Annotated in this window: 14 protein-coding genes; 8 read left to right on the top strand and 6 right to left on the bottom strand. The window is 50.1% G+C overall.

What is annotated here, in order from left to right; all coding sequences use genetic code 11:
• Positions 1–14: 14 nt before the first annotated feature.
• The 3 genes from POREN0001_RS00400 to POREN0001_RS00390 all read right to left on the bottom strand — a co-directional run bounded on the left by POREN0001_RS00400 (position 15) and on the right by POREN0001_RS00390 (position 2,625).
• Positions 15–911: a ribonuclease III family protein gene (locus POREN0001_RS00400; RefSeq protein WP_004332123.1), complete on the bottom strand. Its 897-nt coding sequence runs from the start codon at positions 909–911 to the stop codon at positions 15–17.
• 213 nt (positions 912–1,124) lie between these two features.
• Positions 1,125–2,381, bottom strand: coding sequence for a beta-ketoacyl-ACP synthase II (gene fabF, locus POREN0001_RS00395; protein ID WP_004332178.1), 1,257 nt, complete (start codon positions 2,379–2,381; stop codon positions 1,125–1,127).
• A gap of 7 nt (positions 2,382–2,388) precedes the next feature.
• Positions 2,389–2,625: an acyl carrier protein gene (locus POREN0001_RS00390; RefSeq protein WP_004332124.1), complete on the bottom strand. Its 237-nt coding sequence runs from the start codon at positions 2,623–2,625 to the stop codon at positions 2,389–2,391.
• Between the two features lie 181 nt (positions 2,626–2,806).
• On the opposite strand from POREN0001_RS00390, the gene purN reads away from it, so the two are divergent.
• Genes purN through POREN0001_RS00365 form a run of 5 tightly spaced genes read left to right on the top strand, consistent with a single transcriptional unit; the run spans position 2,807 to position 6,480 of the window.
• A complete protein-coding gene (gene purN / locus POREN0001_RS00385; protein ID WP_004332100.1) occupies positions 2,807–3,388 on the top strand; it encodes a phosphoribosylglycinamide formyltransferase in 582 nt (193 codons plus the stop codon).
• Positions 3,385–4,038: an endonuclease III gene (nth, locus tag POREN0001_RS00380; RefSeq protein WP_004332133.1), complete on the top strand. Its 654-nt coding sequence runs from the start codon at positions 3,385–3,387 to the stop codon at positions 4,036–4,038. The genes purN and nth overlap by 4 nt, the downstream gene beginning before the upstream one ends.
• 11 nt (positions 4,039–4,049) lie before the next feature.
• Positions 4,050–4,994 carry an ABC transporter substrate-binding protein gene (locus tag POREN0001_RS00375; protein WP_004332258.1) on the top strand — a complete coding sequence of 315 codons (945 nt, stop codon included), beginning with the start codon at positions 4,050–4,052 and terminating at the stop codon, positions 4,992–4,994.
• 20 nt (positions 4,995–5,014) lie between these two features.
• Entirely contained in the window at positions 5,015–5,716 is a 702-nt protein-coding gene (locus POREN0001_RS00370) for an ABC transporter ATP-binding protein (protein WP_004331987.1), read from the top strand.
• A gap of 5 nt (positions 5,717–5,721) precedes the next feature.
• Positions 5,722–6,480, top strand: coding sequence for an ABC transporter permease (locus tag POREN0001_RS00365; protein ID WP_004332224.1), 759 nt, complete (start codon positions 5,722–5,724; stop codon positions 6,478–6,480).
• On the opposite strand, the gene POREN0001_RS00360 is transcribed toward POREN0001_RS00365, so the two are convergent.
• Genes POREN0001_RS00360 through POREN0001_RS00350 form a run of 3 tightly spaced genes read right to left on the bottom strand, consistent with a single transcriptional unit; the run spans position 6,474 to position 9,486 of the window.
• Complete coding sequence (locus POREN0001_RS00360) at positions 6,474–7,190, bottom strand: MarR family winged helix-turn-helix transcriptional regulator (RefSeq protein ID WP_004332125.1); 717 nt, start codon at positions 7,188–7,190, stop codon at positions 6,474–6,476. The genes POREN0001_RS00365 and POREN0001_RS00360 overlap by 7 nt on opposite strands.
• A gap of 26 nt (positions 7,191–7,216) precedes the next feature.
• On the bottom strand, positions 7,217–8,152 hold the full coding sequence (locus POREN0001_RS00355; RefSeq protein WP_004332011.1) for a M48 family metallopeptidase: 936 nt from the start codon (positions 8,150–8,152) through the stop codon (positions 7,217–7,219).
• An 11-nt stretch (positions 8,153–8,163) separates the two neighbouring features.
• On the bottom strand, positions 8,164–9,486 hold the full coding sequence (locus POREN0001_RS00350) for a replication-associated recombination protein A (RefSeq protein ID WP_040579970.1): 1,323 nt from the start codon (positions 9,484–9,486) through the stop codon (positions 8,164–8,166).
• 638 nt (positions 9,487–10,124) lie between these two features.
• On the opposite strand from POREN0001_RS00350, the gene POREN0001_RS00345 reads away from it, so the two are divergent.
• From POREN0001_RS00345 to POREN0001_RS00335, 3 genes are all read left to right on the top strand, one after another.
• On the top strand, positions 10,125–10,646 hold the full coding sequence (locus POREN0001_RS00345) for a hypothetical protein (protein ID WP_147286666.1): 522 nt from the start codon (positions 10,125–10,127) through the stop codon (positions 10,644–10,646).
• Positions 10,647–10,813: 167 nt separating this feature from the next.
• A complete protein-coding gene (locus POREN0001_RS00340; protein WP_004332085.1) occupies positions 10,814–11,524 on the top strand; it encodes an outer membrane beta-barrel protein in 711 nt (236 codons plus the stop codon).
• 227 nt (positions 11,525–11,751) lie between these two features.
• A complete protein-coding gene (locus tag POREN0001_RS00335; RefSeq protein ID WP_004332039.1) occupies positions 11,752–12,114 on the top strand; it encodes a single-stranded DNA-binding protein in 363 nt (120 codons plus the stop codon).
• Positions 12,115–12,117 lie beyond the last annotated feature (3 nt).

The raw sequence follows: 12,117 nt of genomic DNA, 5'->3' as shown, positions 1-12,117 counted from the left end.
GATTAATTTGCTTTCTATTTGGATATAGGCATGGCGTCTCGGGAGGAAATCGCGTTTTGCAAGCAACAAGAGCCTGCATCGACATTTTGTAGTACCTCCTCCTGCTTTAAGCCATTATGCTGCAAAGACTCAAGGAAGTCCTTATCGGACTCAATCGCCTCTAGAGCGAGCTTGGCAGCTCCTTGCTCCGATCCCTTTTTGGTGGAGCCTTTGCTATGCCCCATAGGCTGGTTGTCTATGAATACTTGTGAGACAAAATAACCGCGTGGCCCCGGAGCATGTGCGATAAGACAGAACTCTACCGTACACTTGTGCTTGAGACCCCACTCGATAAGTTTATTCTTGAAATTGGTTCCGAGATCGGGCTGCGTCTCACGGATTTCTCGATAAATCCCGAGCATTTTGTGATTGACAAACTGATGGGCGAAGTCGAATCCTCGATCTAAATATATGGCGCCCACAATCGCCTCAAGGGCATTTCCCGGAGCATCCTTCGCTAGGAAATTTTCACTCGAGTGCTGTATCAATCCATCTATGCCCATACGTTTGGCAATGGTATCCCCTATTTTGCGAGAGACAATCTTGGCTTTTTGCTCCGACAAAGCCCCCACAGGGCTATTGGGATAGGTGCGATAGAGTGTCTCGGAAACCACTGCGCCAATAATACTATCTCCTAGAAATTCTAGTCGATCGTTATTGTCGTTAGATGTCATTTTACTCCGTCCGGCAGCTCGCTTACCGCCATTACCCGAAGCCGTAGTAGAGGGGTCTATGAGAGCCAAACGGTAGTACTCTTTGTCGCGGATGGCAAACCCTAGGATCTGCTCCAGCGTCTTCCAGTCCGGCTCAAGCCTCTTTTTCTTCTTTGTAAGTGCGGGGAGGAATCGTGAGAGAAGGGCAGAGAAAAACATGTGTAGACAGTAAAATTCGGCTACGTATCCCTTGTTAGTTGGCTAATGTAGAGAGTGTGGTTGATGCTAAAAGTAGATAGGAAATCACAAAACAAGAGGGATACCCAAAGGAACCTAACCCACTAACAAAGCGGTTAAAGCCACTCTCTGAGTATCCCTCTTTAATAGTGATAATTACGACATTGCGCGCTTCTCCTTAAAAGAAATCTGAAGTTATTTACCAACGTATTTCTTGAAAAGAACGCAAGCATTGTGACCACCAAAGCCAAATGTATTAGACATGGCAGCACGTACAGTGCGGTGGCAAGGCTTGTCGAATGTGTAGTTGAGTGCAGGGAATTCCGGGTCCTCATCATCCGGCTGATGGTTAATCGTGGGAGGAACCACATCCTCACAAACCGACTTCACAGCCACAAGGGCTTCGAGAGCTCCCGTAGCACCTAAGAGGTGACCCGTCATCGACTTTGTAGAACTGATGTTGAGCTTTTTAGCTTCATCACCAAAAACAGCCGTGATGGCCTTCACTTCGCTAATGTCTCCTACGGGCGTGCTCGTTCCGTGCACGTTGATGTAATCTACATCACCGGGCTTGAGGTTTGCATCCTCTAGCGTGCGCTGCATCACGAGCTTTGCGCCAAGCCCCTCGGGGTGGCTCGCTGTGAGGTGATGCGCATCCGCAGAGAGACCAAAGCCTCCAAACTCTGCATAGATCTTAGCTCCACGAGCCAAAGCGTGCTCTAGCTCTTCGAGGATTAAGATACTACTCCCCTCCCCTAGTACAAAGCCATCGCGGCTCTTACTAAAGGGACGGCTCGCTGTCTCAGGGCTATCATTGCGCGTAGAGAGGGCATTCATAGCATTGAATCCACCAATACCGGCAATGGTAACAGCCGCTTCGCTACCCCCGGCTACCATTACATCTGCCTTACCAAGACGAATCATGATAGCGGCATCGATGATAGCATTGGTAGACGAGGCACAAGCCGAAGCTACCGAGTAGTTGGGACCATTAAAGCCGTATTGAATAGAAACAAGCCCCGCAGCAATATCCGAGATCATCTTGGGGATGAAAAACGGATTGAAGCGCGGTCCCTTCTCGGGGCTATAGTCCATCACCTCCTGCTCAAAGGTCTCGAGACCTCCGATACCGGCTGAGATGATTACCCCTACACGCTCAAGATCTGTCTTCTCGAGGTCGAGACCAGAATCTTCGAGAGCCTCTTTGGCAGTAACCAAAGCGAACTGTGTGTAGCGGTCGTAGCGGCGAGCTTCTTTGCGATCGAAGTGATCGTTGGGATTAAATCCCTTCACTTCGCAGGCAAACTGCGTCTTAAAGTGGGACGCATCGAAGAGGGTGATAGGACCGGCACCGCTCTTCCCCTGGAGGAGACTTTCCCACGTCTCAGACACACTATTACCCACCGGGGTAAGTGCTCCAAGACCCGTGACAACAACTCTCTTAAACTCCATGGCGAGATTAAGCCTTGTGACTTTCGATGTAGTTGATAGCGTCGCCTACAGTCTTGATAGTCTGAGCTTCTTCGTCGGGGATCGTCATATCGAATTCCTTTTCGAAGCCCATCATGAGTTCTACAGTATCGAGAGAGTCTGCACCAAGGTCGTTGGCGAAACTTGCCTCACGGGTTACTTCACTAGCATCTACACCAAGTTTGTCTACGATGAGTTCGATTACTTTTGCTTCAATTTCGTTCATTGCCTTACTCTATTAGAGGGTTTATACTATTTATTTTGGGTGCAAAAATCGCGCGTTTCGCACTATCTTTGCAGCAAAGATAGGTATTACTACCTAGGAACTCGATCCTCTTTGCGAGGGCAAATATACAATGTTTCTGCACAACACAATACAGTTTGTGCGGATTTTTGACTAAAAAAGAATGATACGAATAGCAATACTCGCTAGCGGTAATGGCTCGAATGCAGAAAATCTGATCCTACAACAACCCTCCGAACTGCTCCAATACCCCCTAATTATTACGGACAATGCACAAGCCGGAGTGCTCCAAAGAGCCAAAAGATTGGGAGTGGCTACTCATGTTTTTAGTCGTGCCGACTTCCGCGAAGGCACCGCCGTATTGCAACTATTGCAAGATGAGAAAATCGATGCCATTGTGCTAGCAGGCTTCCTCTCTCGCATCCCTCAAAATATTGTAGAGCACTATCCCTCACGCATTATCAACATACACCCGGCCCTCTTACCTCGCTTTGGGGGAAAAGGAATGTATGGGCACTTCGTGCACGAGGCCGTACTGGCAGCAGGAGAAGTGGTCTCGGGCATTACTATTCATTACGTGGATGCTGAATACGACCATGGGAGTACGCTATGCCAAGCGACCTGCCCCGTCTACCCTTCGGTAGACACCCCCGACTCGCTTGCCGAGCGCATTCATCACTTAGAGCACCTATACTACCCTGTGGCAGTACGCCAGATGGTACAACGGATGAAGGAAGAGATATGACCAAGAAAGAGCGTTTTGAAGGGATACTGGCGTGGTTCGGAGAAAACATGCCTGTGGCGGAGACGGAGCTGCACTACCGGTCGCCTTACGAACTGCTGGTGGCTGTAATGCTCTCTGCACAATGCACCGATAAGCGAGTTAATATAGTCACCCCGGCTCTCTTTGCCGCGCTACCCACAGTAGAGGCGATGGCGCAAGCGAGCCAAGAGGAGATACTCGCTCTTATCAAAAGCATCAGCTACCCCAACAGCAAAGCAGAGCACCTAAGCAAAATGGCACAGAGAGTGGTGCAAACATTTGGAGGCTCCATCCCCGCCACTCGTGAGGAGCTAATGACCCTCCCCGGGGTGGGACGCAAAACTGCCAACGTGATCCTTGCCGTTCTCTACAACCAGCCAACGATGGCCGTTGACACCCATGTATTCAGGGTCTCGGAGCGTATAGGACTAACCACCCGTGCCAAAACGCCCCTTGATACAGAGCTAACCCTCGTGCGTTATATCCCTCCCGAGCTCATCCCCAAGGCGCACCATTGGCTCATCTTACACGGCCGGTATGTCTGCTTGGCTCGCTCGCCCAAATGCTCTTCTTGCGGCATTACCTCTTGGTGCCGCTATGCACAGAAAAATAATCTCACCACAAACAAATAAAACACCCTACAATGAAGCGACTCAAACTCTCCTCTTGCTGTGCAACTCTTGCACTACTTATTCTTTCCCTACTCCCCGGTTGTGGCAAGAAAACATCCAAGGAAAAAGATGAGAATCCCGACCGACAACAATTCTCCCTCGGCGTAATGGCCTCGGTCGATTACCTACCCTTTGCGGTGGCGCTAGACAAAGGCATATACGACTCTCTGGGGCTGGATCTCCGGCTTGAGCACTTTTTCTCTCCCGTAGAGCGCGACGCTGCGCTACAAGGTGGGGTACTAGACGGTGCCGTTACAGACTACACCTCTGCCGCTCTCCTCAATGCCGCCCAACTGCCCATTGTGCTAGACATGAAGTGCGATGGAGCCTTTCGCCTCATCGTTGGGCAGGGCAAATCGATCTCCTCTTTGCAAGACCTCAAAGGCAAGAAGCTGGCGCTTAGTAGCAACACGGTGATTGAGTACACAACCGACAAACTGCTAGATCAGGCTGGGATTGCACCGGAAGAGGTGGAGAAAGTAGAGATCGTAAAAATCCCCCTCCGCCTAGAGATGCTCCGCAACGGAGAGGTAGACGCGGCCGTTTTGCCCGAGCCTTTTGCCACCATGGCGCTAGAGAGCGGGCTCACCTCCCTTATTTCCACAAAAGAACTGGGTATTAACCTTACGGGGATTGCCCTCACACGCGAGGCTAGCGAACGCAAAGAGGCGGTAAACTTACTGCATCAAGGATACAACCTCGGGGTGCAATACATGCAACAACACCCTAGAGAAGAGTGGGTAAAGGTACTCATCAGCGAGCTTGGCATCTCCGAGACGGCGGCGCTAGTCATGGAGCTACCCGACTTCACTCCCGTAGCGACCCCCACCCCTCAAGAGCTAGAAGAGATGAACCGATGGCTCAAGAGTAAAAAACTTGTGGACGAGGGCTACTCCACCCAACAGCTCCTTCCATAACACCCAACACCTACGACGGTATGGAGGCTCTCATCGCCCAACACCTCTCCCTCTCCTACGGCCATGGTGCCAATAGTGCCTTGGCTGTAGAGGATATAAACCTCAGCATCCCTCGGGGGGAGATCTGTGCTTTGGCAGGCTCTTCGGGGAGCGGTAAGTCTTCCCTGATGCGTGTTTTCGCAGGACTAATGCCCCCAACCCAAGGAGTTGTACAGATTTTTGGAGAGGCCCCCAACCCCAAGCGCCATCGTTTGGCATTTGTTCCTCAGAATTACGGACTCCTAGCATGGAAGAGAGTACGGGAGAATATCCTACTACCGGCTCACCTTGGGCACGACATTGTAGACACAGATTTTTTTGAGGAAATTGTGCAAGTGCTGGGACTAGCCGACCTCTTAAAGCGTTACCCTCAAACCCTTAGTGGCGGAGAGCGGCAGCGGGTTGCCTTGGCAAGAGCCTTTGTAATGAAGCCCGATCTTCTGCTCCTCGATGAGCCCTTCTCGGCCCTCGATATGGCAACGGCAGAGCGTAGCTATGCTCTATTTCGCAGTCTGCTCGCGGAGTTCCCCACAACGTGCCTTTTGGTCACGCACAACCCTAGAGAGGCAGCACTGCTGGCCGATCACGTTCTACTCATAGGGGGGAAACCCGGGAAAATTATTGCCGACCTACACTCCCCCTCTGAGCAGGAGATACGTACCATATTGACCCAGCTAGCCTAACCCTCATGCCCAATAAGTCTCTTTTTGCTCGTTTAGGATACATTCTCTTGGGGGCTTTGTTGCTTCACCTTCTTTGGGCTACTCTTTCCCTTGTAATGCAAAAGGCACTCCTCCCCACCCCTTGGGCTGTGTATACCCACATGCCTACGGCTTGGCAAGAGGGTATGGCCGGGCATCTCACAGCTAGCCTTGGCCGCATTGGGGTAGGGCTTGCACTTGCTCTCCTTATCGCCCTCATCATTGCCCTTGCCATGCACCGCTACCGGCACTTTGGCAAGGTCTTCAATGCCTTTATCTACTTTTCCTACCCCATTCCCAAGCTCGCGTTGCTTCCTATTGTCATGCTCTTGGGGGGACTTGGAGAGGGCACAAAAATTATCATGATCCTCCTAATCGTGCTCTTCCAGCTCATAGTTTCTCTACGCGATGCCCTTGCTGCCATCCCCAAAGACAACTACATTGTGATGCATTCACTCGGGGCTTCGACGCCGGCCATGCTGCGACATCTTTTACTACCGGCTCTTGTACCTGCCCTGCTTTCGGCTCTACGCATAGCCATAGGCACCGCTGTCTCTGTACTCTTTGTTACGGAGACATACGGCACCTCGCGGGGTATGGGGTACTATATAGTTAACGCTTGGATGCGAGTAGACTACCTCGATATGTATGCCGGCATCGCCTTCTTAGGAGCTACGGGCTTCCTACTTTTTGTGCTCACCGACTGCGCGGAGTATCTCTTAGCCCCTTGGCGACGCGCTCAGTAGGAGTCGCCTTGCCCTTCTATTCCGGGAGAAGTCTCCCCTGCCACCTTCTCATTGACTCGGCGGTAAAGTTCCTCGATATTCTCATCTCGATGCTCCAAAAAGAACACCTGATTGCAGTCCGCAAGCCTCTGATGCAGCTGATGCAGTACAATTTTCTGCGGTAAAGTAATCCCCGAGAAGAATATCGTAACAATCTTCTTGAGTTCGGGGAATAATTTCACTACCTCTTCACGCCCTTTTTCCGTAATGGAGACATAGAAGCTCCTATGATCCTCTTCGTTTACGTGCTGCTCTATAAGCCCACGACGTAAGAGCCGATTGATTACCTCCGTACCGCTTGTTTTTTCCATCACATTGAGGTTGTTTAGCTCGGTCTTGGTCATCATGGGTATCCTCAGAAGGCAAACCAAATAGGTATAATCATCCATCGTAATAACCGACTTATTGGAGCGCAAAGCCTTCCTAAAATACCCCCGCATGTAGCGGAATAGGTGGCTAATCTCGCGCGCCATGGCAGCCTCAAGGAGCACCTCATCTTGCTCTGTTTTGGGGACTTCTTGCCCCCCAGGCAAGCGATCGGCTCGGTAGCGTACTCGCTCACTCAGGAAGGCGGAAAAAGAGGCGAGATCCGTCTCTTCCCCCTCGGGACAGATGGCTCCGTATGCCTCCAGTTCGGGTAAAAGTTGCGCTATCAACTGGTATGAGTTCATGGGATATTGGGATAAAAAGAGGAGAATTACTTTTTAGTGGATTTCTTTTTCGACTTCTTCTTGTTGGTGGGTTTGCGGTTCGTATCCTTCTTGTCCTTAGCAGGAGTAGAAGGCGTTTTGGGCTGCTCTATCTTTTGTTTGGCTAGATACTCTTGATAGTAAGGCAGAGCCTTGGGTAGGTACTCCCCAATAGCTTTGATACGATTAGCATCGCTGGGGTGGGTACTCAATAGCTCCGAAGTAGAGCCTCCTCCCTGCTGCGCCATTTTCTTCCAAAAGCTAATTGCCTGTTCGGGGTTATAGCCCGCCATGGCCATAAATACAAGACCTATTTGGTCGGCCTCGTGCTCCTGCTTACGACTATAGGGTAGCGAAACAAGTACTTGCGAACCCAAGCCGTAAGCCTGCTGTATCACGGTATTGGTGATAGCGGAGGTAGAACCAACGGCAGAGACAAGCACACGCCCTCCCATCTGGCGCAGGATCTCGGTACTGAGTCGCTCGTTGCTATGGCGAGCAATAGCGTGACTTACCTCGTGCGATACGACCGTAGCCAGTTCGTCGTCGGTAGCACATAGGGGCAAAATACCGGTATAGATAACAATCTTCCCACCCGGCATACAGAAAGCGTTGACGCGCCTGTCTGCAATTACCGTAAACTCCCACTTCATCTGCTGGGCAAGGTCGTTAAGGTTATTCTTGCGGAGGTAGCTGGTGGCAGCATCGGCAACGCGCTGGCACACCACCCTCACTCGCTCCACCTGTTTAGGGTCGTCGCTGTGGGGCATCTGCCGCACATACTCGGTGTATTGGGCGGCACTCTGTGCTATGATTTGGGATTCCGGGACAAGATTAAGCGACTTCCTCCCCGAGATAGGTACTGTACCACAAGCCACCCAAAGCAGGGGAAACGCTAGGGATAAGAGAAGTCGAAGCGAAAAAGCGCGCTGATGTAAGTTCATAGTGTTGTCTATTATTTTTGAATGTTTTTGTCTGATTCTTTTTTCTCCTCATGGATAAACTCCAGATACTCCACGAGCCTTCTCTCCGCCGCCCCGGTAACCTGGGGAGTATAGAAGTGCTGCCCATACGCCTCCGAGGGGAGGTACTCTTGTGGCACATAGTGCTTGTCGTAATCATGAGGATATTTATAACCGACTCCATACCCCAAGTCCCCCATCAGTTGAGTGGGCGCATTGCGGAGATGAAGCGGTACGGGCAGGTTGCCCGAGTTGCGCACGTAGGCAAGAGCGGCATCTATGGCAAGGTAGGCGGAGTTGCTCTTGGGCGATGCAGCCAAATAAACCACCGCCTCGGCGAGTGGAATACGCCCCTCCGGCCAACCGATTAACTCGACAGCTTGAGCCGCAGCGTTGGCTATCATGAGAGCATTAGGGTTGGCTAGCCCGATATCTTCGGCAGCGGAAATCACAATCCGACGAGCCACGAAACGGGGGTTTTCTCCGCCCTCAATAAGGCGAGCCATCCAGTAGAGCGCCGCATCGGGGTCACTGCCTCGGATACTTTTGATAAAGGCCGAAGCAATGTCGTAGTGCATCTCGCCCCCTTTGTCAAAAGCCATGGGCTGGCGCATCATACTCCCGCGCACCAATTCATCCGTAATAACGAGAGGGGTAGCCGAGGTTGCCCCTGCCAAAATCTCTAGCAGATTGAGGAGCTTACGGGCGTCGCCCCCGGCATAGGCAAGGAGCTGCTTGTCGCTCTCTATCTTCACCTTACGGGGCACCAAATAAATATCTGTAGAGATGGCCCTCTCGAGCAATTGTCGCAAATCTTCCGGCTCTAGGCTCTGCAATACAAAGACTTGACAACGCGAGAGAAGCGGACGAATCACCTCAAACGAAGGGTTTTCTGTCGTAGCTCCAATGAGTGTGACAATACCGCGCTCTACGGCAGCCAGCAAAGAGTCTTGCTGACTTTTGGAGAATCGGTGGATCTCGTCTATAAAGAGCAGAGGGCGACTCTTGGCCGCAAAAAAGCCCTGGGTACTACGCTCTGCCTCCTCCAAGACGCGGCGTACGTCACCCACGCCCGATCCTACCGCACTCAATTTGTAAAAAGGCGCCTCCACACTCTGGGCTATCAGCTCCGCAAGGGTTGTTTTTCCCACCCCCGGAGGTCCCCACAAAATAAGAGAAGGCACCTTACCCGATCGGATCATGCGCCCCAGAGGCGCAGTCTCTGCCACAATATGACGCTGCCCTACATACTCCTCTAGAGTAGTAGGTCTCATGCGCTCTGCTAGCGGTTGATAGGGGTTGTTTGGGCGATCCATAGGGCTAAAGGGGGATAGCACAATACGCTCTTTCCGTACTATTTCCTGGAGCAAAGGTACATATTTCTTTTTCTAATTCTCCCGCGCAACAAAATCCACAAGGAGCATCAGGCGTAAGCAATGGGCTAGAGCCTCTTGGGAGCTCCGGGTAATTCTCTTTTCTTTTGCAGCTGGTTTTCCCCTACAAAACCAGCCTAAAAACTTTTCGTTCCTGCCCGAGAAACTTTTTATTTTCAGCCTACGGCGGAAATTTTTCTAGGCAGCGTTTTCTCCGCATTTCACACCTAGTACAACGCCCTCTCCTCTGTCCCTATCTCGCAACTACACCATAGTAGCAAGCCTATCCCCATGGGAGCAACCACAAAAACAGGTTGCAAAGTCAGCCAGCATCCCTATCTTCGTAAAAGAATTAGAAATAAAACAACACACCTATTCAGTTCGTAACCAACATGAGAAAAGGACATTTTTTATTGAGCTGTTACGCCTTGTGTCTAGGGTGCATAGTTACTTTTAGCAGCTGTGACTATCGGCTTAAGTACAATCATTACATCTCCGACTTCGTAGATGCAGATACATGCATATTGACTACTACTCACTCTGATTTGCAGTCTCAGGAGGCTTCTTCGCTTGGATTGAAGATGGGAAGTCCCGGAATTTTTGCTCTCATCTTGCGAGATAGCACAACGCGCTTTACGGACTTCGACGATGGAATAGAGAAAAACCGCATCTTCTTAGCAAAAATAGGAGACGTGAAGTGTCCCATATCGCGAGGACGTACAACCCCTAGAAATGTAGTGGGGCAAATCAATACTCCAGAGGAGATCTCGATTACATGTGATCACGATTTTAATGAGCATTTTAAGGCAGGAGACGAGTTGAATAGGATCTTTATTTTCCAATTCCTCGATAATCTCTCGTTTATCAAAAGTGGCTACAACTGGGATTTTTACCAGAAATACTCCCTCGCTCGTGCCCATATCCCCGAAGAGATAGCAAGGGCTTTAGCCTCCTATCCCGATTGGGATTTTTATACCACGGATATGCCTTTTCAATCATTGATAGGGCAAGAGGTTACCTTCTCGGTAAGGGTCAAATTCAAAGAAGGGAAGAGCCTCTCCACCTCAAACGCGATCAAAATCCCTCCCTTTCCGGCATCCTAACCGCCCCACCCAGGGTGCTATTCTACACGACTACACCACGAATCCATAAAGAATTGCAACTAAAAAAAAATACCACTATATTTGCACTTAGAATTTACGATACGAATTATTGGTTCTCCATAAAACGATGTCGTAAATCACAACAAGTAAACAAAGATATTATAGTGATGAAGAAGAAAATTATTTCTATTGTAGGGTTGCTTTTGCTTGCAGTGGCACCAACAAAAATGCTTGCTCAAATTGAAGTAGCCCCCATTGTAGACTTTGGAGGGGTTTCGGGTCCCGGTTTCTCTAAAATGGGGCGAACCTTTGGCATCGGAGCCTCTGTGCGGTACACTTTTTTCCAAGATTCTCCTAGTGTAAGTCTACAAGTCCGTCTCGATGCTCAGTACAGCAACTACTATGCCTCTTCAATTGAACGAAATCTTTTTCAAAACCCGGATTTAGCTGGCAAAAGCCCATTCCGATTCAGATGGCAAGACCATGTACTTAATGTACCTCTTACCCTCGGGGTTCGCTTCAACTCGTTCCTCGATGGTAATCTTTCGGTACGTGCTGGAGGGTATTGGACACATGGATTGAATGGGAGCATACACTACATAGAAACTCCTATTGAAAATATGGTATTTGAGGCTTTTGATGCTTACAGAACAGTAGTTATACCGGTTCCTGGGAAAAGCAATAGACTCACAATTGCAGAAAACAGATCTCGTGTTGGGATTATTGCTGCTGTAGATTATCGAGTTTGGAAGCAATTAGAGCTATCGGCCTCCTACATGAGAGATCTAAATCCTACGTGGGTTCATGGTATTGTTAATGACTCTCAACCTCCCATCAAGCTCAATTTCTTTAAGATCGGAGCTGCTTACTGGTTCTGACTCTGAGACTGAAATAGAAAAACATACACGTAATCCCCTTGAGAGTTCGGCAGACGGGCTCTCAAGGGGATTGCTATTTTGTGGGGGGCGATTCCCTCTATTTTTGCCTTCTCCCCCACCCTCTAGAAAGGGCAAATGCAATACAAAAGGGAGAGAAAAGCCACAAAAAGAGGGCAAAGGTCAGGATAAACTGCTACCTTTGTTACCTAGAAACTCCGATATAGACAATGTCGATAAACAAAGTAATACTCGTTGGTTATGTAGGTAAAGACCCCGAGATTCGCTACCTCAAAGAGCGTTTCTCCGTAGCCAACTTCTCCTTAGCCACCACACACACCGTAGGAAAAACAGCCACCGGAGGCGCACGCGAGGAGCAAACCGAGTGGCATCGCATTGTAGCCTTTGGGGAGCAAGCCGCCTTTGCAGAGCAATGGGTACGCAAAGGCTCTCTCCTTGCCGTGGAGGGTAGGATCAGTTACCGCAACTATACCGATAAGCAGGGTACTATGCACTCCATCACAGAGATTGTAGCGGAGCGTCTCCACTTTGTGGGGAATCCTCCGCGCGAATATTCGCAAGCCCCCAAGTAGCCC

Source organism: Porphyromonas endodontalis ATCC 35406 (genome assembly GCF_000174815.1).
GTDB lineage: Bacteria > Bacteroidota > Bacteroidia > Bacteroidales > Porphyromonadaceae > Porphyromonas > Porphyromonas endodontalis.
This window is presented reverse-complemented; position numbering and strand designations above follow the sequence as displayed.

Bases quoted from the DNA above. Each gene is read 5' to 3' on its own strand.
- POREN0001_RS00400 (WP_004332123.1), bottom strand. From the start codon at position 911: ATGTTTTTCTCTGCCCTTCTCTCACGATTCCTCCCCGCACTTACAAAG.
- fabF (WP_004332178.1), bottom strand. From the start codon at position 2,381: ATGGAGTTTAAGAGAGTTGTTGTCACGGGTCTTGGAGCACTTACCCCG.
- POREN0001_RS00390 (WP_004332124.1), bottom strand. From the start codon at position 2,625: ATGAACGAAATTGAAGCAAAAGTAATCGAACTCATCGTAGACAAACTT.
- purN (WP_004332100.1), top strand. From the start codon at position 2,807: ATGATACGAATAGCAATACTCGCTAGCGGTAATGGCTCGAATGCAGAA.
- nth (WP_004332133.1), top strand. From the start codon at position 3,385: ATGACCAAGAAAGAGCGTTTTGAAGGGATACTGGCGTGGTTCGGAGAA.
- POREN0001_RS00375 (WP_004332258.1), top strand. From the start codon at position 4,050: ATGAAGCGACTCAAACTCTCCTCTTGCTGTGCAACTCTTGCACTACTT.
- POREN0001_RS00370 (WP_004331987.1), top strand. From the start codon at position 5,015: ATGGAGGCTCTCATCGCCCAACACCTCTCCCTCTCCTACGGCCATGGT.
- POREN0001_RS00365 (WP_004332224.1), top strand. From the start codon at position 5,722: ATGCCCAATAAGTCTCTTTTTGCTCGTTTAGGATACATTCTCTTGGGG.
- POREN0001_RS00360 (WP_004332125.1), bottom strand. From the start codon at position 7,190: ATGAACTCATACCAGTTGATAGCGCAACTTTTACCCGAACTGGAGGCA.
- POREN0001_RS00355 (WP_004332011.1), bottom strand. From the start codon at position 8,152: ATGAACTTACATCAGCGCGCTTTTTCGCTTCGACTTCTCTTATCCCTA.
- POREN0001_RS00350 (WP_040579970.1), bottom strand. From the start codon at position 9,486: ATGGATCGCCCAAACAACCCCTATCAACCGCTAGCAGAGCGCATGAGA.
- POREN0001_RS00345 (WP_147286666.1), top strand. From the start codon at position 10,125: ATGGGAAGTCCCGGAATTTTTGCTCTCATCTTGCGAGATAGCACAACG.
- POREN0001_RS00340 (WP_004332085.1), top strand. From the start codon at position 10,814: ATGAAGAAGAAAATTATTTCTATTGTAGGGTTGCTTTTGCTTGCAGTG.
- POREN0001_RS00335 (WP_004332039.1), top strand. From the start codon at position 11,752: ATGTCGATAAACAAAGTAATACTCGTTGGTTATGTAGGTAAAGACCCC.